The organism is Pseudomonas sp. LBUM1644 (assembly GCF_059716195.1).
In genome coordinates this window covers 957277-982648 of sequence record NZ_CP166812.1, presented here as the reverse complement: position 1 = coordinate 982648, position 25372 = coordinate 957277, and the positions used below count along the sequence as shown (strand labels likewise).

Genomic DNA, 25372 nt, shown 5'->3' with positions numbered 1-25372 from the left:
TGCGGGTATAGGCTTTAGCATGGCTATCAGTGTTTTTGATCTTTTCAAAGTCGGCATCGGTCCGTCCAGTTCCCATACCGTCGGCCCGATGCGCGCCGCCGCGACCTTCAGCCAGGCATTGATCGAGCAGCATTTAGTGAGCGCCGTCCGTCGGGTGGAAATTCGCCTTTACGGTTCGCTGTCGGCCACCGGCGTCGGCCATGCCACCGACCGCGCTTGCGTCTTGGGCCTGATGGGTGAATGGCCGGACAGCATTGATCCGAGCAGCATCGACAGCCGGATCAAGACGTTGCTTGAGACCGGCGAGCTGAACCTGGCCGGCCAAACCCTCATCGCCTTCAACTGGCAACGCGACCTGCTGTTGCTCGACGAGAGTCTGCCCTACCACCCCAACGCCATGTCCCTGACAGCCTTTGGCGAAACGGGCGAATTGTGTGAGCAAACGTACTACTCGATTGGCGGCGGTTTCATCATCGAAGCCGCCGAAGCCGAGTCCGGCATGGCACCGGCCAGCGATGTGGTGTTGCCATACGATTTCTCCACCGCCGCCGAACTGCTCAAGCTCTGCAACCAGCATGGCCTGCGGGTTTCCGAATTGATGATGGCCAATGAACTGGCCTGGCGCAGCGAAACGGAAATTCGCCAGGGTCTGCTGCACATCTGGTCGGTGATGCGCGAGTGCGTCGAGCAAGGGCTTCGTCACGAAGGCATCCTGCCCGGCGGTCTGAATGTTCCGCGTCGCGCGGCGAAATTGCACCGCAGCCTGTTGGAAATTGGCAAGCCGAATGTCATCACCTCCACGCTGTCGGCGATGGAATGGGTGAACCTGTTCGCCCTCGCCGTGAACGAAGAAAACGCTGCCGGCGGACGCATGGTGACCGCGCCCACCAATGGCGCCGCGGGGATCATTCCGGCGGTCCTGCACTACTACATGAAATTCAACCCGGAGGCGTCGGACGATGACGTCGTGGCGTTCTTCTTGGGTGCCGCCGCTGTCGGCATTCTCTGTAAGAAAAACGCATCGATCTCGGGTGCTGAAGTCGGCTGTCAGGGCGAAGTCGGTTCCGCCTGCGCGATGGCCGCCGCCGGTCTGGCGGACATTCTGGGTGCAACCCCGGAGCAACTGGAAAACGCCGCCGAAATCGGCCTCGAGCACAATCTCGGCTTGACCTGCGATCCGGTCGGTGGCCTGGTCCAGGTGCCGTGCATCGAGCGCAATGCGATTGCGGCCGTGAAGGCCATCAACGCCACGCAAATGGCCTTGCGCGGCGACGGTAAACACTTCATCTCCCTGGACCGGGTGATCCGCACCATGCGCGATACCGGCGCCGACATGCATGACAAATACAAAGAGACCTCACGCGGTGGCCTGGCGGTCAGCTGGGTGGAGTGCTGATCGGTTAAGTGGCACGCCGCTGTTTATTGCCCCGAAACGGGCAGGCAACAAGAAGGCGAGCCACCGCGCTCGCCTTCTTATAGCCGCGTTCATTGTCTGACAATCTTTCCGGCATGCCCCTTGCTGTGTCCTGTGTAGGAGCTGCCGCAGGCTGCGATCTTTTGATCTTGATTCCCGGCGCCTCTGAAGGCGCTGAAGATCAAAAGATCGCAGCCTGCGGCAGCTCCTACAAAAAACAAACGCAAAAACGATGATGGCGATGTGGCCATGAAAGGGCCGATGGTCTGGTATTGCGAACCAACCCGATCACGGCCGGTCAACAACTGCACGTTCAATCAGGCGGTAACGCATCATGGACAACCCTTTTCAGCTCATTACCGATACCTTCGCACCGGATTATCAAATCAACCTCAGCATTCAGGGCCTGGATGGCAGCATCATGTTGACCCTCTCCAACAGTGGCCACGTCGTCGCCAAACGGATGATCAGCGCCGAACAGCGCAATGACCCTGCGCGGCTCAAGCGCCTGGTGCAAAGCATTCAGTTCGGTATCGCCATCGAACAGGGCCACAGCGCCATGGCGATTCTCGAAGCCATGACCGATGGCGACAGTCGCACCCTGCCGCCACCCCTCGTCAAAGGCCAGTCCCGACCCGCCATGAGACTTTAAAGCTCGCCTTTTTCAACCTCGGGATGCTCGCCGGAACCCGCACCGATCTTGCGTTGCGGGTGTTCGATCTTCACCGAGGGAAATTGTGACGAGGCGTAGCGCACCACCAGGATCGCAAACGCCAGCAGCAAAATTCCGCCACACAAATAGATGATCCCCAAGTCCGGCGGATTGTGATGCGAAACGTTGGAGATCAGCAGCCGCGTCAGCGCGGTAATCGCCACGTAGATCAGAAATCGCACCGGCATGTGATTGGTCTTGAAGTAAATCCCGACCATCGCCCCCAGTTCCAGATAGATGAACAGCAGCAGGATGTCATCGATCTTGATGTGCCCTGCCTCGATCATCTGCAAGAATTCCATCACCGCCGCCCACGCGGTCACCGCCCCGATGGCGAACAGCGCCAGGTAGTGAAAGGTCTCGACGAACAGGTTGCCCAGCGACTCGGCCAGCTGATGCACGTTCTGCCGCAGATTCTCGGCCCAGTTGATTTTCACGATGATTCTTCCTTAGCTCGGTTCGAGCGGATGATGCGGGTAGGACGTGACGGTTGTTCTGCATGCAGAAAAAAGGCCAGAGGCTGCTGGGTGAGATGACGATGATTGCCTATTCGGCACTTTTGTGGAATTTGACGGGCCCCTTCGCGAGCAACTCGGTGTACCTCATAAACCCTGATTTCGGTCTACATTAAAAAGCCACTACCCAAAACGCAGGGATTCGCTTATCCTTTTCGCTGTATATAAATACAGTAGTCGAAACAGACAACTAATGTGAAGGCATGTGAGGTGGTGAATGGCCGTCGAAGTGGTATACCGCAGCAGCCGAGATTTGGAGCGCTTGTTCATGGATAAAGCCGAAGCTGACCGTCATGACAAAATGCTCGAACTGGCCGAATTGCTGGCCGAAGTGTTGCAAAAAGCCGTTCCGTCCCTGAGCGAGCAGCAAGTGGAAGAAGTCGGGATCTACATGGCAAAGAACCGCGATGTGTTCGCCAAGGCGTTCAAGAGCCAGCCGGATGCTTTGTCCGAATTGCTGACTGCACCGGTTGAAGTCGCGGAAAAAGTCGAGCCCGTTGAAGAGGCTGAAGCGCCTGAGCCCATCAAGCCAGCCAAAGCTGCCAAGACACCAAAGTAAGCGACACCCTGAATTGAATAGGCCCTGAGTCAAATGGCTCAGGGCCTTTTTCATATTTGAAGATCAAAAGATCGCAGCCTTCGGCAGCTCCTACATGGGATGACCTGTAGGAGCTGCCGAAGGCTGCGATCTTTTGATCTTTTTTCCGACATCACCGGTACAACACCTTCTCCGCCAACTCGTCCGCCACCCGGGCCGGGGAGCGTTTTTCCGCCTGGGCATGGGCGAAGACTTCAGTCAGTCGCGAGCTTATTTTCGACAGGTGCGCCGTGATGGTCGAGAGCTCTTCACCGCGATGCTTGAGCGACACATAGATCAGCCCACCGGAATTGATCACGTAATCGGGGGCATAGAGAATGCCGCGTCGTTCCAGTTGATCAGCCACGTCCAGATGAGTCAGTTGATTGTTCGCCGAACCGGCCACTGCCGAACACCGCAGCTGCGTCACGCTGTTGCTGTTGAGGACGCCGCCGAGGCCGCAAGGCGCGAGAATGTCGCAAGGGGTGCTGAGCAATGCATCGTTGGCAATCGGGTGCGCGCCTAATTGTTCCATGGCCAGTTGCACCTTGCCGTGGTCGATGTCGCTGACCAGCAATTCGGCACCCGCGGCGTGCAGTTGTTCGGCCAGGGCGTAACCGACATTGCCCAACCCTTGAATGGCGACTCGCAAGCCTTCGAGATTATCGCTGCCCAACCGGGCCATCGCCGTGCTGCGGATGCCGGTAAACACACCCATCGCCGCATGAGGCGCAGGATCGCCCGCCGAGGTGGTGCTGGTGACGTGTTGCGTCTGTTGGGCGATGCAATCCATGTCCGCCACCGAGGTGCCGCTGTCGATGGCGGTGATGTAGCGACCGTCGAGCTGATTGATGCAACGCCCGAAGGCTTCGAACAACGCAGCGCGGTTTTCTACGTGGGCCGGGCGAATAATGACCGCGACGCCACCACCCTGGGCCAGGCCGGCCAGCGCCGCCTTGTAGCTCATGCCTTGGGCGAGGCGCACGGCATCCTCGACGGCAGACTCGTCGCTGGGATAGGCAAGGTAACGACATCCGCCCAGGGCAGGCCCCAAACGGCTGTTATGAATGGCAATGACCGCCTTCAATCCGGTGACCGGATCCACGCTCAGATGCAGCGATTCAAGGCGAGTGCTTTGCATGAGAGCGAACATCGTAAGGCTCCCGAAACACGTCTTGTAGTCGCCAGTATAGGCTTGCGCCCAAAATTTGCTGAAGCGCACCGGAATAAGCAGCATCGCGATGCTGGCTTTCGGAAATAACCTGCGCTGGCCCGTGCACGGCACTGGACGAATCCCGGAGACGGGGCTAAAACGAGGCATTCCCCGGAGATTTTGATGACGCCTCGCCAATGTTTCTTCGCCTGTTTGCAACGCTCACCGCCCGCGCTGTTTGAGGCGGCGCTGTGGATTGCAGCAGAACACGATAGCGAGGTGAATCCCGAGGCGGTGCTGAAAGCATTCAAGGAATTGCAGCAGCGAGTCAGTTATGGCCTGCCGATGCTTCCGGTCAGTGAATTGGCCCAGCCATTGCTGCGGCGCATGAATGACCTGGGGTTCGCCCAGGACGATTCCAGCCCGCTGCGCCCGCAAGTGGCCTTGCTCGACAAAGTGCTGGGGCGCCGACGCGGTCAGCCTCTGGCCTTGGGGTTGATTGCGCTGGAACTGGCAAAAGGTCTGGAGATCCCCATGGTCGGGGTCAACTTCCCCGGGCATTTCCTGTTACGCGTACCGGGCGCCGATCACCTGCTCGATCCTTGCGGCGGGCGTCGTTTGTACCCCAACGATTGCCGCGAGCTGTTGCACCGTCAATACGGCCCGAACATGAAGCTCAGCGCCGAACACCTGGTCACCGCCGAACCCGTGCAAATGCTCCAGCGTCTGTCACGCAACCTGCGCCAATTGCACCTTTCCAACGATGATTGCATCGGCGCCCTGATCGACGCCGAACGCGTACTGGAACTGGGCAACGGCAGCGCGTCCGACTACCTGGCCCGGGCCAGCCTCTATCAACGGCTCGATTGCCCGAACGCCGAGCGCTTTGATCTGGAACATGCGCTGTTGCTCAGTGATGACCCGATCCAGCGGATTCGACTGACTGAACGGTTGGGGCATTTGCCACCGAATTCCGTTGTCCATTGAAAGCAAAAGATCGCAGCCTGCGGCAACTCCTACTGGTTATCCAGTGTAGGAGCTGCCGCAGGCTGCGATCTTTTGATCTTTAAGGCGTGTCCGGCTGATTTGCCGGATGAGCCTTGATGAACGCTGGATGCATCGCCGCCAGCGCCGCCACTCGACGAATCCGTGGATACGCCTCAAGGGAAATATTGAAGCGTTCGGCTGCGTACAGCTGCGGGATCAGGTAGATATCGGCCAGCCCCGGCTGCGGACCGAAGCAATAACCCTGGTCGCCAATCAACTGCTCCACCGTCGCCAGTCCTTGGCTGATCCAGTGGCCAATCCACTCGACCACGTGGGGTTCATCGTGGCCCAACTGACGCAGCTTGTTGAGCACGCTGACATTGTGCAGCGGATGGACATCGCAGCCGATCACCGCCGCCACACCGCGCTCACGGGCGCGAGCGGCGAGGTCTTTGGACAGCAGCGGCACTTGTGGATAACGTTCCTCCAGGTACTCGATGATCGCCGGCGACTGGATCAACAACTCACCTTCGTCCGTGCGCAACGCCGGCACCCGGCCTTGCGGGTTGACCCCAAGGTAGGCCGGCTGCCGATGTTCGCCACCGGACGGTGCGATCAGGTTGATCGGCAGCGCCTGGTAGTCCAGCCCCTTCAGCGCCAGTGCGATACGCACTCGATACGACGAAGTCGAACGGTAGTAGGTATAGAGTTCCATGAACCGATCCTCTTAGCGCGCCGGCAGCACTTTGCCACGGCATTCGCCGAAACCGATGGAGGCGAAACCGTCGCGGTTGCAACGGGCGCGCAGGATGATTTCGTCGCCGTCTTCGAGGAATTTGCGCACTTCGCCGGACGCCAGTTCGATCGGCTTTTTGCCGCCCTCGGTGATTTCCAGCAGGCTGCCGAACTGACCGTTTTCCGGACCGGACAACGTGCCTGAGCCAAAGAGGTCACCGGCCTGCAACTGGCAGCCGTTGACGCTGTGGTGCGCGACCATTTGCGCCACGGTCCAGTACATGTGTCGGGTGTTGCTGAAGGTCAGGCGATGGGCCGGCAGGTTCTGCTCGCGCATAGCATCGGTGAGCAGCAGCACTTCGAGTTCGATGTCGAAGGCGCCAGCGGCCTGATCACGCGTGTCGAACAGGTACGGCAGCGGCTGCGGATCGCCTTCAGGGCGCGCCGGTTGAGCGCGACGGAACGGCTCCAGCGCTTCGGCGGTCACGACCCACGGCGAGATGCTGGTGATGAAACTTTTCGACAGGAACGGCCCCAGAGGCTGGTATTCCCAGGCCTGAATATCCCGCGCGGACCAGTCGTTGAGCAGGCAGAAACCGGCGATGTGATCGGCGGCGTCGCCAATGGCGATGGAGTCGCCCATCGCGTTGCCCTGACCGATCCAGATCCCCAGTTCCAGTTCGTAATCCAGGCGTGCGCACGGGCCAAATGTCGGCTCCGTCTGACCGGCCGGCAGGGTTTGGCCTTTCGGGCGCCGAACGTCGGTGCCGGACGGGCGAATGGTCGAGGCACGACCGTGGTAACCGATCGGCACGTACTTGTAGTTCGGCAGCAGCGGGTTGTCCGGGCGGAACAGCTTGCCGACGTTTTGCGCGTGCTCGATGCCGACGTAGAAGTCGGTGTAATCGTTGATTTTTGCCGGCAGGTGCATCTCGCAATTAGCCGCCAGTGGCAGCAGTTTTGCGCCTTGGGCTTCGATCTTGCCGTGCAGCGTGCTGCCTTCCAGGAACAATTCCATCAAGCGTTCACGCAGGGCAACGCGTGCTTGGCGACCGAGTTCGAAAAACGCATTCAGCTGACCGCCTCGGGTGGCTTCAACGGCGGTACGCGCCGCGCCATCGAACAGTCCGGCGTCGAGTGCGGCTTCCAGATCAAAGATGTGCTCGCCTAGGGCGACGCCGGCGCGTGGTGCCGAACCCTTCACGCTGAATACGCCCAGCGGCAGGTTTTGCAGCGGGAAATCCGCATGGCCGTTGGCGGAGGCAACCCAGCTACGAGTGAGGGTGGTCTGAGTCATGGGTTATCTCCGGGTCGGGTCGAAAGTGGCGGGCAGCGTGGCCCAGCAGGCGTCGTAATTGTGTTGCAGTTGCGGGCAATCGAGGGCGAAACGGCTGGGTCGCAGCACTTGGCTGGTCTCGAACATGAACGCCATGGTGTTGTCGATTTTCGCCGGTGCGAGTTGCGCGTTAATCGCTTTGGTGCACGTTTCGCCATCCGGGCCGTGAGCGCTCATGCAACTGTGCAACGACGCGCCACCGGGCAGGAAGCCTTCAGCCTTGGCGTCGTATTCGCCTTTGATCAGGCCCATGAATTCGTTCATCAGGTTGCGGTGAAACCACGGTGGACGGAAGGTTTTCTCGGCCACCATCCAGCGCGGCGGGAAGATCACGAAGTCGAGGTTGGCCAAGCCGTGCACGCTGGTCGGCGAGGTGAGAACGGTGAAAATCGACGGGTCCGGGTGATCGAAACTGACCGTGCCGATGGTGTTGAAACGGCGCAGGTCATATTTGTACGGCACGTTATTGCCGTGCCAGGCCACCACGTTCAGCGGCGAATGATCGAGCTCACTGCCCCACAACTGGCCAAGGAATTTCTGCACCAGCGTGGTGGGTTGCTTGAGGTTTTCGTAGTGCGCGACCGGCGTCAGGAAATCCCGCGCATTCGCCAGGCCGTTGCTGCCGATCGGTCCAAGGTCCGGCAGGCGCAGCGGCGCGCCATGGTTTTCGGCAATGTAGCCGCGAGCCTGCGGGTCAAGCAGCTCAACGCGGAATTTCAGGCCGCGCGGCAGTACGGCGATTTCCAGCGGCTCAAGCTCCAACACGCCCAGCTCGGTCGCGATGCGTAAACGGCCCTGCTCCGGCACCAGTAAAAGCTCGCCGTCAGCGTTGAAGAACACCCGTTCCATGGAACGGTTGGCGCGATAACTGTAGATGCTGATCCCGGCCGGTTTGTCCGCGCCAGAGTTTGCAGCCATGCTCACCAGGCCGTCGATGAAATCGGTCGGCTCGGAGGGGATGTCCAGCGGGTTCCAGCGCAGGCGATTGGGGGTGACTTCACCCAGCGGGCCGCCCGCCAATTGCCGATCCAGCTTGACGAACGCCGGGTGCTTGGCCGACGGCTGAATGCGGTACATCCAGGTGCGCCGCGCTTCACTGCGAGGCATGGTGAACGCAGTGCCAGAGAACAGTTCGGTGTAAAGACCGTAGGGGGCTTTCTGCGGCGAGTTCTGGCCGATGGGCAGTGCACCGGGCAACGCTTCGCTGCTGAATTCGTTGCCGAAGCCGGACTGATAAACCAGCGCGGGCGCCGTTGAATCGAGGTTCATGGAGCCTCCTGAGCAGGGAGTCGGCAATGGCCCGTCGCTCTGTCGCAGAGTTTTTGGCACGCCTGGGTTATTTTTGTCGTAATTCGATTACGCATAACGTAATTTGATTGGTATTGACCGTCAAGCTATAAAGACGCCCATTCGTCCCGGGATCAAACCACCTCCATGGAAACGCCGCGCAACAACGACAAACAGAAAGTCCGCTCGGCCGAGGTCGGCACCGACATCCTCAAGGCATTGGCCGAGTTGTCGCCATCGACGTCGTTGTCGCGGCTGGCCGAACACGTGCAGATGCCGGCGAGCAAGGTTCACCGCTATTTACAGGCGCTGATCGCCAGCGGTTTTGCCGAGCAGAATGCCGCGACCAACCATTACGGACTGGGCCGCGAAGCCTTGCGCGTAGGGCTGGCGGCACTCAACAGTATGGACGTGCTGAAAGTCGCCGCCCTGCCGTTGGCCGAGTTGCGCGATGACTTGAACGAAACCTGCTTTTTGGCGGTGTGGGGAAATCAGGGCGCAACCGTGGTGCACATTGAACCGGCGATACGTGCAGTGACGGTGGTGACGCAGTTGGGCTCGGTATTGCCGTTGCTCAGCTCATCCACCGGCCTGGTGTTTGGTGCCTTCTTGCCCAAGCGGGAAACCATTGACCTGCGCGATCAGGAACTGCAAACCACTGGCGTCCATGCGCTGGCGGACGATCAGGCCTACGCGCAATTGTGCGAACAGATCCGCGAGCGCGGCCTGCATCATGTGCATGGCTTGTTGATGCCAGGTGTCGATGCGTTGTCGGCACCTGTTTTCAACGCCGTCGGCAACGTGGCGGCGGTCATGACCATCGTCGGCCCGACGTCGTTGTTCCATGCCGACGAAAACGGCCCGGCGGCGCAGCGATTACTGGCGGCGACGCGGGCCGTGAGTTGGCGGATGGGGTATCAACCTCCGGCCGCCGTCAACTAACCTGTGTTTATTCCAGTAGCGTCTGCTCGCTGGAATCAGGTTCGTCTAACGCTTCCTTCATCAACTGGGTAATAACCGCCAGCTCCACCTTTGTCCCACTGCACGCCGAAACAACGCTCAAGCAGGTGTTCACGTCGCCCAATTGCCTGGCAATCGCTTTCTGCATCGGCGAGAACGTCAACGCGCCCAAGCGCAGGGTGGCCAGTTGCAGTATGCAATCCAGGTAACTGGAAAATACTTGTCGATTGTCCCCGTCCCGATAGGCCATGGCGCCCTCGAACAGCCCCTTGGCCATCACCAGGGCGCTCAGTCCAAGACCGATCGGCGGGAACACGCACCCGATGACGGAAACGGCGGCTACCGCTGCGTCGTAAGCCAACTTGGCAACAATCTCGATCAGACTTGTGGTTTGGGCATCAACGCCGTCACTCACCTGACTGATCATGTCACCGTAACAATGGGAGAAGTCGAACACACGGCTATTGACTTGCAGTGCCGGTGGTTCGACGCCGCCACCGCCCAGCATGACGCGTTCAACATAGTTTTTGAGCACCTGGCGGTCGGTGAATTTGGCGCGTTCGCAGTAGTAACGCCCTAAACCACCCACTTTCACCGAGTTACCGAAGTCGCTCAGCGCGCGGAATCCCCGGCCATCGGGCGCATGGGGGGTATACACCAGATCCTCGGCAACGCCTTGGTGGGTGATGCGAAAAACATACACGCCCTGGATCTTGCGCTTCTCCAGATAGAACTTGTAGACACCGTCGCGTCGGGGAGAATCAGGGTAATCAACGTCGATCGGATCGGTCGCTTCCGGAACGCGCAACCGGTCAATGGCCTGTTCGATACGATTATATTGCTCACGCTCAAGGACACCGCTGAACAGTTCCGCCAGCGCGGTACGCTGCATTTCATGAAGTTGCAGGTTCACATGAACATCGCATTTCAGGTCATAACCGGGTGCGTCCTTATCCAGATACGTTGACCGCAGCATGTCGATGTACTGCTCACCCGGACGCAACGCCCTCGACCAGTTGGCGAGGTATTGATTGAGCAGATCGGACATCGGTGGATGACCGGGCAGCAGACGGATGCGTGGGTAAATACCCGGGTTACTGACCGGCCCGCTCTCTTGGGTTATGTGGTGTTCCTTGATGATGAATTGAGACAAGGTCATCTCTTGCGAGCTGTCCAGCTCCACCATGATCAGGTCCGGATTGACGGACACCGGTTCACCGTTGTCCGCCATGAGATCGTCGGCCAGCTTTTTAACGAGGTTGAAAGCGAACTTCTCGTAACTGATCAGCGCGGCCTTATGAGCGGCCAGTCGGGTCAGTGCTTTAAGCTCAGTATTCAATCGCGCGAACAGTTGCCGATGGTAAGCCGTTGCCGATCGATAACCCGCCGGGATGACCGCCGTCATTTCCCCCCACAGCCAACCGGAGTTAAGCACCGCACCGGCATCCGTCGTTGTCCATGGTTTGCGGGTGATACCGCGCCATTGGCTTGGCAGCTCCGCGACAATCCTCATGTAGGCATCAAGGCTGTCCCGCTCGGTAGCGTGCGACTGCCGGCTCAAGTAACTGCGCCCTTCGGGCTGGCGAACCCATTCAGCGAAATGGAAGTTGAGTTGCCTGATACTCGTAAACTCGTACCAGTCCCTGCCGCCGGGAGCCCCTGGTGCATAGAGCACACAAGGCCCCGCCTCCCCGCCCGGCCCGCAATAGACGATTATCCCCTGAAAGGGAATTTTCCAGCTTTCGAATGAAAGATCACCGCGGGAATAGCCTTCGGCCTGTTGGCTGGCACGCTTGATGATGTCCAGGCTTTGCTCGCCGATATGCTGCTGCAACCTGGCCCTGATCACGCTCAGCCCCTCACGACTGTCCAGCAGGGTTTGCAGGGCTTGAAGCACCTCGTCATTGACGTACATCGCTTCAAACTGTTCGGCATACACCGAGCGCATGCTCGTTCCGTCCATCACCTCCAGCAAATCCTCTTCGGTCACCCCGGCCGGCAACGTCTCGCCTTCAAGGGTGATTTCCAATGGCACAGAGGCCGGATCGTACAAACCGTAGAGCATGAATTCGGGAAGGTTCAGACGATTGCTTTGAACAATCTTCTGCGTCCCGACATAGAACGTATGGCGAGCCCTGACGAAAATCTGCTCCGGGTCGACAACTTCACCCGTAAGGATTCGGATGAACTCCCGGGCATGAAAACCCGCAAAAGCCTTGAGGGATTTGACCTCCTTCAACTGCTCATCCAGCGCTTGCTCATTCCTTTCCAGCGCCTGTTCCTTGTCGACGTAGAGCTGGCGGTCCTCTTCACTCGCGCGCTGCAACCAGTCCGGCATTGCGTGAAGTTCCATCATTGCTTGCCGTGACGGTCGCCCCTGAACGTGTTCAATGGCCGTTCTTGTTAAAAAATCAATATTCAAGTGCCTATCCTTTTGCACACATCAAAAATCCCCCCTGTAGGAGCTGCCGAAGGCTGCGATCTTTTGATCGTGATCTTAAGGGGGTCAATAACCAAATCATTAATACAGCCCGAAACACGATACACCTCGCATTACCGGGCTGCACTATTACAACAGTTAAACCAACTCTGCCATTGCTGCCGGCAGCGAACGTTTTTTATCCCGATAGGATTCAACAACAACTCGACCATTGATATTAACTTGCATAATATCCAGACCCGCAACCCCATAAGCAGGATCGAAAGTCCACGGCCTGGAAAACACACCGGCAGAAATCTCACTAAACTTAGGCAGCTCATCGGCCTGCACCTTCTCCATGATGGCCCAGCTCAGGCTCTGGGAGTAGTCGATCACCTGCTCACCCTGATCGTTGACCACTACGGAGTTCAGGTAGGTTTTATCCACATCGATCGTGTAGCCCATATCGCTGAACACCTTGCCGAGTTTCTCGCTCACTTCTTTAAGCAATTCATTAGTCATACATAGCATCCTTTCTAAAATTTATGAGTCGGCCTACTTAGACTCAAAATAAAATTCAAACTGACCGGGCCGACGCACAACTTATAAACACTCCTTCCGGCGAAGTACAGCCCGCAACTTGTGTGTATTCGTAAACTTACCAATCACCGAACTCGACAACACTTCAAACAATTACCCCCCACTCTTTAGCCTTGGCCACGGCCTGGGTTCTGCGCTCGACACCTAACTTCCCATTGATTCGCCGCGCATGAGTTTTTACTGTGTGTAACGAGATGAATAACAGGTCGGCAATCTGTTGATTCGAGTTGCCTTGAGCCACCAACTCCAGCACTTCTACTTCACGTTGGCTCAAACGATTTTGCCCGTGAGGCACCACCTGCGGAGCATCAGCCGGCCCGCCCCCGCCCATCGCCTCCAGCAACCGTGGCTGGCGTAGCTGCGCGTCGCGTAATACCTGCTGAAGATTGCAGCGCTCGACCAGGGCCAGGCCCTCCTGGAACGACTGCCGCGCATACGACGAGTCACCCGACAACCAGGCGACCTCGGCCAGCACCAGATGCAATTGCGCTTGCAAGCCTGCCATGCCTCGCTGCAACGCCCACTGTAATTGGCCTTCAAGCCGGGCCAGCGGCGTTTGCGCACGCCCCAGATACACCTCGACCAGCACCCGTAAATAGTCCAGGCCGGGAATCAACTCGAATGTCGCGGGCGGGGCCTGGCGGGCGTGCGGTCCTTGATAGTGGCGGAGCACGCGGGTCAGGGCTTCGTGGGCCAACTGCGCACGCCCCTGCTGCAGCCAGAAGCGACAACTGAAGTGCAGCAATACCCCGCGATACACCGTGTCGGGAATCCTCCGTTGTTGCATCAATCGTTCGGCGTCACGCAACTGGACGAAGGCCTGGGCGTAATCCGCATGGTTGGCCGCCAGTTGCGCCAGGCCGAGGAAGCCATACAGCGCTCGTTTGTCCTGGCTGCGCAGGCACATCCGCAAGCCGGTTTCAAAGTGCGCACGGGCCTCGGCATCCCGCCCCTGAGACAGACTTAACCGACCGCGCTGCAAGGCAATCCGCCCCAATAATGGTTCGGTAACCGGTTGTTGCCGGGTGAGCAGTTCGTGCATACCTGCCAGCAGGCTTTCGGCCCTGCACGCGGCGCCGCGTTGCTCAAGCAACTGCGCGTGATCGAGTTCCATCAGCGCTTCAAATACCAACGAACCTTGCGCTCGGGCCAGGCACAACGCCTCACGGTTTGTCGCCTGGGCGACGTCGAGCTCGCCCCGGAGCAAGGCCTGTTGGGTCAACCCGGACAGGCACATCAACCGAGCCGTCCAGAACTCGGGGCCGAGCGCACTCAGCGCCTCGAGAAAATGCTGGCAAGCACTGTCCATACGGCCCTGCAAGTGCAGCAACCATCCCTGTTGAGCCTGCCAGCGCGCGATCAATTGCCGTTGAAGGGACGCCGATGACTGGGGGGCAAACCGCGACAAATGTTCGATGCACTCACCGGCGTGCTCGAAGCGTCCTGCAAACAACAGGGCGGCGGTCGTCAGCCCAACCAGTTGTGGCGAGCCGAACATCAGTGCCTCGCCTTGCTGCTCATGCAGACGCAACAAGAGCACCACCGTCTGCTCCTCGAACAGATGCGCGAAACTGAAATGCTGCAACAGACTGACCGCGACCTCGAACTCTTCGGCGAGCAAGGCCTGCTCAAAGGCCGCCTTCCAGTCCAGCTCCGCCGCAAACCACTGACATGCGCGGCGGTGCCACGAGCGGCCCGCCGGCCAAGGCTCTTCGCGCATCAACTGTGAGAGCGGGGCAAATACTTGCAGCCAATCCGTCGAGCCCTGCCAAGGCTCAATGAAACATCCGAGCGCCTGTAGGGCCGCCAGACATTCAGTGCCCTCGCCCGCGCCAAACAAGTGATCGCACAGGCGCGCATTGAAACGCGGCAGGTGCGCCAACACGCGCCAGGCCTCTGCGAGTTCCGGGGTCAGGCTGGCGAACAATTCGTGCTCCAGATAATCGTGCAGGGTGTCCGGTCGCCCGAGCAGAGTGTCGCTGCGGGCCCAGTCGCATTTCTCCAGCAGCGCCATGCGTATACCAGCGCACCAGCCCCCCCTTCGTTCGATAATTCTGCCGGCAACGTGGCGTGCCTGTTCCGGCGCCAGGTGCTGCAGCAGTTGTTCGATTTCTGCCTGATTGAACGCCAGCGTGGCGCGCTCGCAGTCGTACAATTCGTCACCCAGTAACAACCGTGGCCAATTGCAAAGAGGCCGACGGCGAGTACTGATCCACCAGGTCATCAACGGACCGGTGACGGCCAATAATCGATCGAGCAGCAGATCCAATTCCGGGTTGGGCACACGGCAGTAATCATCGAGAAACAGCCAGACCGGCGTCTGCTGGCGAGCCAGACACTCCAGCAACGCAGGCTCATCCGCAGACGCCAGACCAAGGGCCTGCGCCAGCCGCTGCCGGAAATCGGCAGCACTGGGCGACTCCCCCGCCAATGGCAGCCAACACACTCGGCAGTGCGCCGGCGCACGCAACAGGCACTCGATGAGCAGCGCACTCTTGCCGCTGCCGGCCGGGGCACAAAGCAACTTCACTCGCGCCGTTGAAGCCAGCAGCGGCTCGATTAAACGCTGGCGTGACAGATGATGAGAAGACAAACGAGGCAGGGGTCCAGGACGGTCCAGACACAGCGTCATGGCAGTCATAGTGGTGGGCCTTTTTATAATTGTGGCGCCACCCTAGCCCTGTCTACACGGCTTGTTGAAGAAGTATTCAACACACTGATCGACGCCTATAAAAAAGGTGACCGCAAAGTCACCTTTTTCGCTATAGCCTGTAGGAATAGTTACCTCACGCCCGTACTCCGCAAGGCTGCCGGCGTGTAGTCCCCGGCTTTGGCATCAATACCGAACTCGAAGCTGCGCTTCTCCTCGTTCTTCATCCCCAAGGCAATGTAGCGACCGGCAATCAAGTCATACAGTGCTTCAACGGTATAGGCCGGCACCTGGTGATCGTAGTAGAACTGCGCGTGCCCTTCGGCTACACGCCAGAGCTGGCCGCGACCGTCGTAGTGATCGGCCAGCGCCACCTGCCAACTGTCTTCGTCGATGTACATATGGCGCTTGGCGTACACGTGCCGCTCGTTGGGCTTGACCGTGGCGACGACCTCCCAAACCCGGTGCAGCTCGTAGCGAGTCAGATCCTGATTGATGTGCCCGGCCTTGATGACATCGGTGTACTTAAGGTCGGGCGAATCGAGTTTGTAGCTGTTGTACGGGATGTACATCTCTTTCTTGCCGATCAGTTTCCAGTCGTAGCGATCCGGGGCCCCGGAAAACATGTCGAAGTTGTCAGTGGTGCGCAGCCCATCGGACGATGTGCCGACACCGTCATAGGCCACTTGCGGCGCACGCCGCACTCGGCGCTGACCGGCGTTGTAGATCCAGGCCTTGCGCGGTTCCTTGACCTGATCGAGGGTCTCATGCACCAGCAACACGTTGCCCGCCAGCCGCGCCGGCGCAGTAACTTCCTGCTTGAAATAGCTGAGGACGTTTTCGTCGCTGCCCGGCTTCAAATCCCCCAACAGCGAGGGCACCGCCACTTCATCCTTGAAGCGGATCACGGTGAAATCGCCATTGGATTGCGGTGTTGCCTGAGTGATGGTGCGGCGCAGGTTGCCGCCGTGATAACGGGTGACGTGGTTCCAGATCACTTCGACGCCGTTCTTCGGAATCGGGAAGGCGTAGTAGCGATTACCGGTGAAATTGGCCAGGCCGTTACCATCGTTGATCGGCGTCACATTCAGCGCGCTGCGCTTGGCCGACTCGTTGATGTCCGACGGCACGGCCACGGTACGGTGGGTCGGATAGACCGGGATCTTGTAGGTCTCGGGATAGCGTTTGAACATCGCTATCTGGCCGTCGGACAGTTTGTCCTTGTACTTGTCGACCGTCGCCGCCGTGATGGTAAACAGCGGTTTTTCATTGGCGAACGGGTCAGCCAGGAAACCTTTGCTGTCCACCGCACCGGCGTTTTTCGGCAGCCCCCCGGTCCAGGCCGGGATCGAGCCATCGGCGTTTCCAGCCTTTTCACCGCCCAACGGCGTGAGGCTGGTGCCGAGCTTGTTCGCTTCTTCCGGCGACACCGCCGCCATCACATCGGCGGCCAACAGGCCCAGGGCCAGAACGCTGCATTGCAGAATCATCTTGCGCATTGAAATCATCCTTCTCAGCCAGATCAGAAGTTCACGCCAAAGCTCAGCGCCAGGAAGTCGCGGTCTTCCAGGGTGTTGTAGTCACCACCGAAGAAATCGGTGTAACTGAGGCTCGCGGTGTAGGTGTTGCGATAGTCCGCATCGACGCCAACGCTGATCGCCTTCGCGCCTTCGTTGAACAGCCCGTTGGGGCCATAACCGGACACGTCGTGCGACCACGACAGGTTGGGCTTGAAATTGATCCCGGCGACGACGTTGTTGTAGTCGAGGATGGCGCGGGCGCGGTAACCCCAAGAGGTCGACGTGACGAAACCGTCGGTATCACCACCGAAACCGTATTGGCCGTACACCGAGTCGCGGCCGTAGCGCAGGTCGCTGCGCGACTCCAGGCCACCGACGTGAACAACCGCCGCTTCGCCCACCAGTGTCAGGCGGTCGGCGCCCGCTACCTGATCGATGAAGTGCGTCAGGGTGCTCTGGATCTGCGTGATTTCCTTGCGCCGATAACCTTTGTTGTCAGCGCCGGGCGTCGTCGCGATAGGTGATGCGGCACCGCCCGCGATCGGGTTAAGCATCGCCAGGGTCAGGTCGGTGCTGTTGACCTGCACCGGAGCGTTGGGCCGGTAGCTGACCTCTCCCGTCCACGCGGTGCCTGTTGGCAAGGTGGCGGAGAAACTCGCGCCGTAGAGGCGAATGTCTTCCGGGTACTCAAGGTAGTACTGGCCACGACCGAGCATCACACTTTGGGCGAGGCCGGAGCCGCTGCCGGGCGCAATACGGTTGGCGGTGGCGACGAGCCCCGGAATGCTCGCCAGCGTACCCAACCCGGCGGTGGTGGTGCCGACATTCGGCGTGCGGCTGTGGTAGTTCATGAAGTACAGGCCGTACTCGGTGTCGTCACCGAGCCAGCGCAAAGCCGTGCCCCATTGCCCGGAATCGCGGGCGTCGCGGTCACCGCCACGGGGGACAATCACGCCTTCCTTGCTGACCTCGAAGCCTTGGCCAAACGCAGCGGCAATCGGTTGCAGCGGCGCGATGGCGGGGCTTGCAACGGTGTACCCCTTAGTGCAACCGTCCGCCGCCACGTCGCTGCCAAAGAACGTGCCGCAGTTGTCGAGAACGGTCTGGTCCCACTCCAGCTGATAGAAACCTTCCACCGTGAGTTTGTCGGTCAGCCCCTGAGAAGCGAACAGCATGTTGACCGGAATCAGACCTTCCTTGATCTCTGCACCAGGACGGCGGAATGCTGAAACGTCGACCGGGTTGATGCTGTTGATCGAGTTGCCGATGAAAGTACTTTCACCCCAACTGACCACCTGCTTGCCCGCGCGCACCGTGCCGGGCAGATCGGCGATGGAATAGTTGTGGTAGACGAAGGCATCGAGGATCTGCGCACCGGAAGACTTCGCGCCTTCCTTGCGGCCGTGATCGCTGATGGGTTTGAAAGGGCGGTCTTCGTCCTGCAACTCGAAGTCGTACCAGTACTTGCCCCGCACGAATACGCCGGTGTTGCCGTACTTCAATTCGAGATCGTGAATACCCTTGAAGATCTTAGAGAAGGTTTCACCCTTCCCGAAGTTCTGTCGCCCGTCGTCGCCGGTCGATGCCTGGCCGCTCCCGCCGTTGACGGTGCCCACCAGCGACTTGTCGGCATCGCGCATGCCCCAACTCGCCCCGACCGACAGCGAGGAATCAAACGTCCCCTCGATTTCCCCAATATTGAACGAAACAGCCTGCGCCTGGGCACAGCAACCCAAGGCCACCGCAGCGGCCAGCGCTTGCGGTTTGAAGATGGCGCGCATTGTTGTTTTTGTCATGCGTCTTCCCCGGTGAGTGACAGAAGGCCACACCCTACTGCCGCAGGTTGGGGGCGATAAGCGCACCAAGGAGGTATTTGCGGTGTAGCTCTAAAGGATGAATGGCCACACGTAATGGGGGATGCGGCGCGGAATGGATGGCTTGGATGAAGCGCTATTAGGGGAACGTATTAAGTGCAGTCAACGCAAACCTGTAGCAGCTGCCGAAGGCTGCGTCCGGCTGCGCAGCAGTCATCAAATCCACTTCGGTGATTCAGGAACAACGCGCATGCAGGGTTTACGACTGCTGCGCAGCCGAACGCCGCCTTCGGCAGCTGCTACAGAGAATTAATCGCCTGGGAGGGCGGGACTGTTGCCCAGATTGCAACAGTGCATGTCAGGAATCGCTATTTTTCCTTTGGGCTCAGGCGCTTATTCTTGTCGGGCTTTCACGGCAAATGGCCTGGAAGCACGATTTCAGATGAATCGAAGGTTTTCGGCTCATCGCACTGAGTACAGAGACGTTGATTTGTAGCTCCTTGATTTAACGTCTTACTTTGGCCGCTGCGTTTGCAGCGGCCTTTTTTATGGGTGATGGTTTGCGCCGCCGTTTAAAACAGCACTGCAAGACACTTCCGATAACCCCATAAGAAACTTCCTTTTACTCAAAGGAGAATATCCCCACTATTACTCCAATGCCGAAAACTCCCTCAAGTTTATATGTGAAATCTCACACACCTCTCAGACCCATCACTTTCTATTTCGCTGTAACTTGAAATGGCACCAAGCAATAGTTTGCGGTCAGATCCATCGCTAGCCGCTAACTTCGACACCAAGCAAATTCATAAGGACACGAATATGCAAAAACCACCAAAACCTCCGAAGGGTAATGACTGGACGCCTGGTTTTCATGAAATAACAACACCTGTCGAAATAGTAGGACAAGCGCCCGATCATTTTATACCCCCACCCCGTTCGGGAAACCGCTTGCACGCAGGCCCTTTGGGGCGCGGCGTATCAGCTTATGAGCAAAATCGAGGCACCGTAACAAAAACGACCCGGGCGTTAGAACAGGAATATCAAACCAGATCGAGCCAACTACCGATAACTATCGAAGCAGAGTTGGCAGCGACCCGACATGAGGGCCCAACGGATCCAGTTCCGCCATTGCAATCAATTGTCCGGGAATTGGGTGTCCTGAACAAATTAACAGAACGTAAAGCCGCCGAACTCCACAATAAAACAACCACTGCGAATGCGTTTTATGGAGGTGATCCATTTAACCGGCATGTCAATGAATTCATGTTAAAAGCCACGACGATGGAGAAGTGGCCGGGACCCAATGGCATTGCCATGCAGGCCTTGAATCAATCACTGCGAGCCTCTATCGAAGCTAGATTGTTGTCCCAGACTATCCAATCGCTCCACCAGCAGACCGCCAATCTTCAACTCACCTTCAGCATCATGCAGGCAACGGAACAAACGCGACTAGCAGCGGAACAGGAAGCACAGCGTATTGCTGCTGAAGAGGCACGTGTTAAGGCGGAAGCTGAGGCACTTGCTAATGATCAAGAGCAGGCACGAATAGCAGCGTTGGCAGAGACCGAACGGGTAGCCGCCGAGCAAGCGCGACTGACAGCAGAACGTAATGCGCAAGAGGCCAGGGAACGAGAAGAGGCCTGGGAAAAAAGGCTCGCAGAAAACGACGCTAAATTTAAAGCTTTTCGGGAAAAGATGGAGTCTCTGGAGGCGGCCAAGGCAAATCGTCCGTTTCCTGTTTCGGGCTCAGCAGCTGCAGCGGGCCCAGTGTTCACCGTAGCAGCGGGAAATCTCGCTACAAATTCAGCGACCACCTTGGCGATAAAGTCTGCTTTACGTGCTGCGGTGTCAGCAGTGATTGCAGCGTTAGCTTCGTCGGCCGGAGCAGTCATAGGTGGGTTTGCCGCACTGGCGTTTCCCTCACCACTGGAAGATAGCGATCTCTACGCCTTAAACGTGCCGCTCTCAGACCTTATGCCTGACAACCTCGACGGCTTGTACGCCATCGCCGAGGCTAACGGGGAAATAGAACTGCCGGTAGCTATCGGGTCCAGATCGGTGGGTAACACAACAGAGTTTTTTGTTGCCGCAACAAACGGCACTGCAGCAACTGGCAAAGTACCGGTGCGGCTTGCCACTTTTGACCCAGGTTTGAATGTTTACAGGACATATACCCCGGATGCGTTTTCCACTGGCATGACCTGGACGCCGATTGTCCGGCCGAACAATTCCTCGACGACCCTCCCAAGCAAGGAGCTGAACATTGTTGTCTACAACGGCACTACCGCAACCGCCCTCGAAGGAAGGATAGATACGTCCCCGAGGCTGGATCTCTATAGCTTTGGTGGTTTCATTTATGTATTCCCGATTGAATCGGGAATTCCGCCTCAGTATGTGGTGTTCAACAGCCCTTATGACGGGGCCACCGTCACGGGAAAATACAGTGGGCGAAAGTTCAATCCAGAACAGGCGGGAGGGCCGATACTAGAATTGGACTGGAGCACGGCAACAATCACTCAAGGAGGGATTGATTTAGTAAAATTACACACTGCCCGTTTCAATCAATCTGACGCGAACGACATAATGATCGAGCGCCTGAACAGAATATTCAACGGACAACTACAATCTACTGACGTCTATCGTCGTTATTACACTCACGAATTACGAGAACTGGAGCGTTACAGAACACTCGGTTACGCCGACAATGTTTCGCCTCCTGATGACTCACCAGTTTGGAACAACGCTCACACTGCTACACTGGAGGACTACAAACTTGGAAACAGCTTAACGCTCCTTTACACCGAGACAGCAATCAATGCAATGAACGTACAAGATCAAAGAGAATACGAGAAAGAACTCAAGGAGCCCGTACAATGAACACTGTTGAGCAAATAATAAAAAATGAATCAACAGAGGAGGTTGTTTCAGTTTTCGCGTTATTTAGATCTGCCATGCAGGTGGAAAGTATGTACGCTCGCTTCCGACCTGAGATGTCCCATGGCGAATTAGTAACAGTTTACAACTTGCTTTTCGAGGATGGCATATTAGTAAGCGACGAAAATGGGAAAACGATCAAGGGGCCGAACTGGAAAGCGCCCGATTTCTTTAAAGAGAAGCGATACGTTTAGAATATTTTCAACAACCACCAAGCCGCTTTATACAGCGGCTTGGTATCACCGCCCCTTAAAGCGAATACCGCTGCAAATTCCCCATCATTTCCTTCAACGCCTCAATATTATCCTTCGGATGCGCAGCCCCTTCGAAATCACAAATCTGCTGCCAATGCGCAGCCACGTCTTCCGGCGAAAACCCAACCCGCGGATCAAACCCGGCGCCGAGGCTGCGTTCCCAGCGCACTTTGCCCATCCAGCCACCACCGACTTCAAACAACCCTGACGTTTCCTGGCAGGTCTCGCTGCCGAGGTACACCACCAGCGGGCTGACCAGTTCCGGCTTGAGTTGTTCGAACACCTGCGGCGGGATCAGGCCTTCGGTCATGCGGGTGCCGCCGGTGGGGGCGATGGCGTTGACCAGGATGTTGTTTTTGCGGCCTTCGATGGCGAGGGTGCGGGTCAGGCCGTAGAGGCCAAGCTTGGCCATGCCGTAGTTGGACTGGCCGAAGTTGCCGTAGATGCCGGAGGTCGAGGCGGTGAAGATCACGCGGCCATAGTTTTGCTCACGCAGGTGCGGCCACGCGGCGCGGGTCACTTTGTAGGCGCCTTCGACGTGGACGCGGTAAACCAGGTCCCAGTCGCCGTCTTCCATTTTGTGGAAGGTCTTGTCCCGCAGGATCCCGGCGTTGTTGACCACGACGTCGACCCGGCCGAAGACATCGAGGGCGTGCTGCACGATTTTGTCGCCGTCGGTCACGGAGTCGTGGTTGGCTTCGGCGATGCCGCCCGCCTCACGAATTTCATTCACCACGCGGTCTGCGGCGGAAGCGTTCGCGCCTTCGCCCTGCGCCGAACCACCGAGATCATTGACCAGCACCTTGGCGCCCTGCTTGGCGAACAGCAGTGCATGGGCCCGGCCGAGGCCTCCACCTGCACCCGTGATAATCACGACTTTATCTTCGAAACGCACAGACTCGTTCATTGGGGGACTCCAGCAGGCCAAGGGGACAATGAGTCCGAGTGTCAGGCACGGCGCTGCGGGTCACAATGAACAGGGGGGAGGCTGAATGGTGTTCGATAAGGCTGGGGGATGATGCCGATTTGGATTGGGGTGAATTGGAAAAGATCGCAGCCTCGTTTCACTTTGTAGGAGCTGTCGAGTGAAACGAGGCTGCGATCTTTTCCGGTCACCTCCAGTCAGGAACAAGCCATCTTGCGCGACGGCGAAACCAGCTGGTCGCGAAACTCCAGGTAATGCTTGAGCACCAGCCCTGGCGCCTCGGTCTGCGGGTAATGGCCGATGCCGGGCAACAGGACGGTGTCGGGGTTCGGTATCAGCTCCCGATAGCGCTGGACCATGTGTGCGCCGGAGATCGGATCGACTTCGCCATCGATCACTCGAAGCGCCACCTCACCCCGCTGCATCGCGGCGACCCAACGATCACGCTGGGCGCGTCGCTCAGGGATGTAGGCGATCAACTTGTGCATGATCCGTGGCCCGTGGTTGCTGTCGACCAGGCTCCAGAAATCGTCCATTTCACTTTCCGTCGGTCGGCTGTTCGGGCCAAAAACCTGCCGAAAGCTCTTCACCAGGGCGTCACGGGAAAAGGCTCGGCCGATCATCCAGCCCAATGGGCTGAGCAGCAGTTTTTGCATCAGGATCGGGCGATGGGTTTCGGGAAACAGCCCGCCGTTGAGGAACACGCAACTGGCGAGGTGAAAACGTTCTTCGTAATGCCGCGCCAACAGTTCCTGAGCCACGCTGTCGCCATAGTCGTGGGCCAATACGTGCACCGCTTGCTCGACCTTCAAGTGCGCCAGTAACGCCTGTTGCAGATCCGCCTGCTCCAGCAGGCTGTATTCGTGATTGACCGGTTTGGCCGAATCACCAAAACCGAGCATGTCGCAGGCAATCACCCGATAACGCTGCGCCAGCGGTTGCCACAGGTAATGCCAATCCCAACTGGCCGTCGGGAAGCCATGGATGAGCAACAGCGGCTCACCCTGCCCCGCCGTCCAGTAACGAACGGTCTGACCACGGAATACGAACGCCTGGCTGCGTTTGCGCCACACACACAGGGGAATCTCGGCAAGTGCCATTAGAGTTTGTACCCCGGGTCTTGTTTATCGAGTTTGCGCAGCAGCGCTGGCCAGGCCAGTGCACCGCCCATCCCTTGAGCACTTTTGGTGACGCCGGCGATCATCGCCTTCGCACCAGCCAATATCTGCGGCTCGATGGCGATCAGCTCGGCGCCACCGGTTGAAGCCATCACCTGGATATCGCAGGCGCGCTGGAAGGTGAACATCATCAGGAACGTGTCGGCGATGGTGCCCCCACAGGTCAGCAGGCCGTGGTTGTGCAGCATCAGGAAATTGTTTTCACCGAGGTCGGCTTGCAAGCGCGCCTTCTCTTCATGGTTCAGCGCAACGCCTTCGTAGGCGTGATAAGCCAGGCTGGACAGGACGAACAATGATTGCTGGCTGATCGGTAAAATGCCCTGCTTCTGCGCCGACACCGCAACACCCGAGGCCGTATGAGTGTGCAGCACGCAGACAACATCGTGACGAACTTCGTGAACGGCGCTGTGGATGGTGTAGCCCGCTGGATTGATCTCATACGGACTGTCCATCAGTTTATTGCCGGCCTGATCGACCTTGACCAGGCTCGACGCGGTCATTTCGTGGAACATCAGCCCGAACGGGTTGATCAGAAAGTCTTCGGTGCCCGGCACCTTGGCCGAGATGTGCGTGAAGATCAGATCATCCCAGCCATGCAGGGCGACCAGACGGTAACAGGCCGCCAGGTCGACACGGGTCTGCCACTCCGCGGCACTGACCTGATCTTTGACACTGTGGGGGGATTGGACGGGGGCTACGTTCACGACAAGGAACTCCTGTTCTTATTGTTTTTGCACGTAACAGCAGTCTAGTCAGCCCCCAGGCTTCGTGTAGTTGCATTGGCAGCCAGCTTGATGGCCGTGCGAGTCAGGTGCGCAGCGCGTCGATCAATTGATTGAGCCATGGCTCGGCGTCGTCTTCCGGCGTCACACTTTCGCTCGCGTCCAGGCGCAGCATCGGCAGGACTTCACGAAGGCCCAGCTCGCCGAACAATTCACGCATCAACTCGCCGCCACCGCAGAAGGTGTCGCCGTAACTGGCGTCGCCCAGGCCAATCACTGCACCCGGCAAGCCGCGCCATGCCGCCGGCAATAGATCGCGAATCGTCGAATACAACGGTTGCAGGTTGTCCGGCAACTCGCCCATGCCGGTGGTCGACGTTACTGCCAGGAAAGCTTCGGGGCCGAAGGCCTGAATATCGGCGAGATTGGCACGAGGGTTGTGCCAGGTTTCAAAACCAGCGGCTTTCAAAATGTTCGCGGCATGGCGGGCGACTTCTTCAGCCGTACCGTATACCGAGCCGGAAAGGATGGCGACTTTCATCAATCTGTTCCTGAAGCTGAGTAAAAGACGGGGGATATTAACAGCAGCAGCCTAAAAGCTGCGATTCGATCTCATTTAGCGGTGATGGCCAGTGGACGCCGCCCAGTGTTCTTCTAGAATGCAGCCTTAATCAACCTGG

21 protein-coding genes and 1 pseudogene are annotated in these 25372 nt (G+C 58.3%); 7 read left to right on the top strand and 15 right to left on the bottom strand.

The features are described from left to right. Positions 1 to 19: 19 nt before the first annotated feature. Positions 20 to 1396 (top strand): L-serine ammonia-lyase, encoded by a 1377-nt coding sequence (locus ACA052_RS04465; RefSeq protein ID WP_497648571.1) that lies wholly within the window; start codon positions 20 to 22, stop codon positions 1394 to 1396. An 89-nt stretch (positions 1397 to 1485) separates the two neighbouring features. Here the strand turns inward: ACA052_RS04465 and ACA052_RS04460 are convergent, their stop codons facing one another. Beyond that, a complete protein-coding gene (locus tag ACA052_RS04460) occupies positions 1486 to 1725 on the bottom strand; it encodes a hypothetical protein (RefSeq protein ID WP_497648570.1) in 240 nt (79 codons plus the stop codon). Between the two features lie 23 nt (positions 1726 to 1748). On the opposite strand from ACA052_RS04460, the gene ACA052_RS04455 reads away from it, so the two are divergent. After that, entirely contained in the window at positions 1749 to 2066 is a 318-nt protein-coding gene (locus ACA052_RS04455) for a DUF3509 domain-containing protein (protein WP_497648569.1), read from the top strand. On the opposite strand, the gene ACA052_RS04450 is transcribed toward ACA052_RS04455, so the two are convergent. Further along, positions 2063 to 2563 carry a phosphate-starvation-inducible protein PsiE gene (locus ACA052_RS04450; protein ID WP_178129616.1) on the bottom strand — a complete coding sequence of 167 codons (501 nt, stop codon included), beginning with the start codon at positions 2561 to 2563 and terminating at the stop codon, positions 2063 to 2065. The two genes, ACA052_RS04455 and ACA052_RS04450, sit on opposite strands and share 4 nt — an antisense overlap. Before the next feature lie 295 nt (positions 2564 to 2858). Here ACA052_RS04450 and ACA052_RS04445 point away from each other — a divergent pair. Continuing rightward, positions 2859 to 3098, top strand: a pseudogene (locus ACA052_RS04445) (YebG family protein); the annotation flags it as partial. 253 nt (positions 3099 to 3351) lie between these two features. On the opposite strand, the gene ACA052_RS04440 reads toward ACA052_RS04445, so the two are convergent. Then, positions 3352 to 4371 (bottom strand): Glu/Leu/Phe/Val dehydrogenase family protein, encoded by a 1020-nt coding sequence (locus ACA052_RS04440; RefSeq protein WP_497648568.1) that lies wholly within the window; start codon positions 4369 to 4371, stop codon positions 3352 to 3354. A 183-nt stretch (positions 4372 to 4554) separates the two neighbouring features. Between ACA052_RS04440 and ACA052_RS04435 the strand changes: the two genes are divergently transcribed. After that, complete coding sequence (locus ACA052_RS04435) at positions 4555 to 5358, top strand: SirB1 family protein (protein WP_497648567.1); 804 nt, start codon at positions 4555 to 4557, stop codon at positions 5356 to 5358. 79 nt (positions 5359 to 5437) lie between these two features. Here ACA052_RS04435 and maiA read toward each other — a convergent pair whose 3' ends face one another. From maiA to hmgA, 3 genes are read right to left on the bottom strand one after another with little or no spacing between them, the layout of a single operon-like run. Next, a complete protein-coding gene (gene maiA / locus ACA052_RS04430) occupies positions 5438 to 6073 on the bottom strand; it encodes a maleylacetoacetate isomerase (RefSeq protein ID WP_497648566.1) in 636 nt (211 codons plus the stop codon). A 12-nt stretch (positions 6074 to 6085) separates the two neighbouring features. Continuing rightward, positions 6086 to 7390 (bottom strand): fumarylacetoacetase, encoded by a 1305-nt coding sequence (fahA, locus tag ACA052_RS04425; protein ID WP_497648565.1) that lies wholly within the window; start codon positions 7388 to 7390, stop codon positions 6086 to 6088. Between the two features lie 3 nt (positions 7391 to 7393). Next, positions 7394 to 8698 (bottom strand): homogentisate 1,2-dioxygenase, encoded by a 1305-nt coding sequence (gene hmgA / locus ACA052_RS04420; RefSeq protein ID WP_497648564.1) that lies wholly within the window; start codon positions 8696 to 8698, stop codon positions 7394 to 7396. A gap of 165 nt (positions 8699 to 8863) precedes the next feature. Between hmgA and ACA052_RS04415 the strand changes: the two genes are divergently transcribed. Beyond that, positions 8864 to 9658: an IclR family transcriptional regulator gene (locus ACA052_RS04415; RefSeq protein WP_497648563.1), complete on the top strand. Its 795-nt coding sequence runs from the start codon at positions 8864 to 8866 to the stop codon at positions 9656 to 9658. A gap of 7 nt (positions 9659 to 9665) precedes the next feature. Here ACA052_RS04415 and ACA052_RS04410 read toward each other — a convergent pair whose 3' ends face one another. The 5 genes from ACA052_RS04410 to ACA052_RS04390 form a co-directional block, all read right to left on the bottom strand. Continuing rightward, positions 9666 to 12029: a dermonecrotic toxin domain-containing protein gene (locus ACA052_RS04410; protein WP_497648562.1), complete on the bottom strand. Its 2364-nt coding sequence runs from the start codon at positions 12027 to 12029 to the stop codon at positions 9666 to 9668. Positions 12030 to 12254: 225 nt separating this feature from the next. Next, positions 12255 to 12617 carry a hypothetical protein gene (locus tag ACA052_RS04405; protein WP_497648561.1) on the bottom strand — a complete coding sequence of 121 codons (363 nt, stop codon included), beginning with the start codon at positions 12615 to 12617 and terminating at the stop codon, positions 12255 to 12257. 163 nt (positions 12618 to 12780) lie between these two features. Further along, positions 12781 to 15336: a LuxR C-terminal-related transcriptional regulator gene (locus ACA052_RS04400; RefSeq protein WP_497648560.1), complete on the bottom strand. Its 2556-nt coding sequence runs from the start codon at positions 15334 to 15336 to the stop codon at positions 12781 to 12783. A 140-nt stretch (positions 15337 to 15476) separates the two neighbouring features. Continuing rightward, positions 15477 to 16844: a DUF1329 domain-containing protein gene (locus tag ACA052_RS04395; RefSeq protein ID WP_497648559.1), complete on the bottom strand. Its 1368-nt coding sequence runs from the start codon at positions 16842 to 16844 to the stop codon at positions 15477 to 15479. 23 nt (positions 16845 to 16867) lie between these two features. Beyond that, on the bottom strand, positions 16868 to 18661 hold the full coding sequence (locus ACA052_RS04390) for a DUF1302 domain-containing protein (RefSeq protein WP_497648558.1): 1794 nt from the start codon (positions 18659 to 18661) through the stop codon (positions 16868 to 16870). An 837-nt stretch (positions 18662 to 19498) separates the two neighbouring features. Between ACA052_RS04390 and ACA052_RS04385 the strand changes: the two genes are divergently transcribed. Both ACA052_RS04385 and ACA052_RS04380 read left to right on the top strand, forming a co-directional pair. Further along, the gene (locus tag ACA052_RS04385; protein ID WP_497648557.1) at positions 19499 to 21556 is read left to right on the top strand and encodes an S-type pyocin domain-containing protein; all 2058 of its coding nucleotides are present in this window, start codon (positions 19499 to 19501) and stop codon (positions 21554 to 21556) included. Continuing rightward, on the top strand, positions 21553 to 21807 hold the full coding sequence (locus ACA052_RS04380) for an immunity protein (RefSeq protein WP_497648556.1): 255 nt from the start codon (positions 21553 to 21555) through the stop codon (positions 21805 to 21807). The genes ACA052_RS04385 and ACA052_RS04380 overlap by 4 nt, the downstream gene beginning before the upstream one ends. Before the next feature lie 55 nt (positions 21808 to 21862). Here ACA052_RS04380 and ACA052_RS04375 read toward each other — a convergent pair whose 3' ends face one another. From ACA052_RS04375 to ACA052_RS04360, 4 genes are all read right to left on the bottom strand, one after another. Beyond that, positions 21863 to 22774 carry an SDR family oxidoreductase gene (locus ACA052_RS04375; RefSeq protein WP_497648555.1) on the bottom strand — a complete coding sequence of 304 codons (912 nt, stop codon included), beginning with the start codon at positions 22772 to 22774 and terminating at the stop codon, positions 21863 to 21865. Between the two features lie 215 nt (positions 22775 to 22989). Continuing rightward, on the bottom strand, positions 22990 to 23892 hold the full coding sequence (locus ACA052_RS04370; RefSeq protein ID WP_497648554.1) for an alpha/beta fold hydrolase: 903 nt from the start codon (positions 23890 to 23892) through the stop codon (positions 22990 to 22992). Next, complete coding sequence (locus tag ACA052_RS04365) at positions 23892 to 24674, bottom strand: class II aldolase/adducin family protein (protein WP_497648553.1); 783 nt, start codon at positions 24672 to 24674, stop codon at positions 23892 to 23894. Before ACA052_RS04365 ends, ACA052_RS04370 begins: the two co-directional genes overlap by 1 nt. 103 nt (positions 24675 to 24777) lie before the next feature. Further along, the gene (locus tag ACA052_RS04360) at positions 24778 to 25233 is read right to left on the bottom strand and encodes a flavodoxin (RefSeq protein ID WP_497648552.1); all 456 of its coding nucleotides are present in this window, start codon (positions 25231 to 25233) and stop codon (positions 24778 to 24780) included. Positions 25234 to 25372 lie beyond the last annotated feature (139 nt).

What these genes read in the sequence shown, in the direction of transcription:
- maiA (WP_497648566.1), bottom strand. Translation starts at nt 6,073, where the DNA reads ATGGAACTCTATACCTACTACCGTTCGACTTCGTCGTATCGAGTGCGT.
- ACA052_RS04360 (WP_497648552.1), bottom strand. Translation starts at nt 25,233, where the DNA reads ATGAAAGTCGCCATCCTTTCCGGCTCGGTATACGGTACGGCTGAAGAA.
- ACA052_RS04440 (WP_497648568.1), bottom strand. Translation starts at nt 4,371, where the DNA reads ATGTTCGCTCTCATGCAAAGCACTCGCCTTGAATCGCTGCATCTGAGC.
- ACA052_RS04405 (WP_497648561.1), bottom strand. Translation starts at nt 12,617, where the DNA reads ATGACTAATGAATTGCTTAAAGAAGTGAGCGAGAAACTCGGCAAGGTG.
- fahA (WP_497648565.1), bottom strand. Translation starts at nt 7,390, where the DNA reads ATGACTCAGACCACCCTCACTCGTAGCTGGGTTGCCTCCGCCAACGGC.
- hmgA (WP_497648564.1), bottom strand. Translation starts at nt 8,698, where the DNA reads ATGAACCTCGATTCAACGGCGCCCGCGCTGGTTTATCAGTCCGGCTTC.
- ACA052_RS04370 (WP_497648554.1), bottom strand. Translation starts at nt 23,892, where the DNA reads ATGGCACTTGCCGAGATTCCCCTGTGTGTGTGGCGCAAACGCAGCCAG.
- ACA052_RS04390 (WP_497648558.1), bottom strand. Translation starts at nt 18,661, where the DNA reads ATGACAAAAACAACAATGCGCGCCATCTTCAAACCGCAAGCGCTGGCC.
- ACA052_RS04435 (WP_497648567.1), top strand. Translation starts at nt 4,555, where the DNA reads ATGACGCCTCGCCAATGTTTCTTCGCCTGTTTGCAACGCTCACCGCCC.
- ACA052_RS04395 (WP_497648559.1), bottom strand. Translation starts at nt 16,844, where the DNA reads ATGCGCAAGATGATTCTGCAATGCAGCGTTCTGGCCCTGGGCCTGTTG.
- ACA052_RS04465 (WP_497648571.1), top strand. Translation starts at nt 20, where the DNA reads ATGGCTATCAGTGTTTTTGATCTTTTCAAAGTCGGCATCGGTCCGTCC.
- ACA052_RS04455 (WP_497648569.1), top strand. Translation starts at nt 1,749, where the DNA reads ATGGACAACCCTTTTCAGCTCATTACCGATACCTTCGCACCGGATTAT.
- ACA052_RS04380 (WP_497648556.1), top strand. Translation starts at nt 21,553, where the DNA reads ATGAACACTGTTGAGCAAATAATAAAAAATGAATCAACAGAGGAGGTT.
- ACA052_RS04415 (WP_497648563.1), top strand. Translation starts at nt 8,864, where the DNA reads ATGGAAACGCCGCGCAACAACGACAAACAGAAAGTCCGCTCGGCCGAG.
- ACA052_RS04410 (WP_497648562.1), bottom strand. Translation starts at nt 12,029, where the DNA reads ATGGAACTTCACGCAATGCCGGACTGGTTGCAGCGCGCGAGTGAAGAG.
- ACA052_RS04400 (WP_497648560.1), bottom strand. Translation starts at nt 15,336, where the DNA reads ATGACTGCCATGACGCTGTGTCTGGACCGTCCTGGACCCCTGCCTCGT.
- ACA052_RS04375 (WP_497648555.1), bottom strand. Translation starts at nt 22,774, where the DNA reads ATGAACGAGTCTGTGCGTTTCGAAGATAAAGTCGTGATTATCACGGGT.
- ACA052_RS04385 (WP_497648557.1), top strand. Translation starts at nt 19,499, where the DNA reads ATGCAAAAACCACCAAAACCTCCGAAGGGTAATGACTGGACGCCTGGT.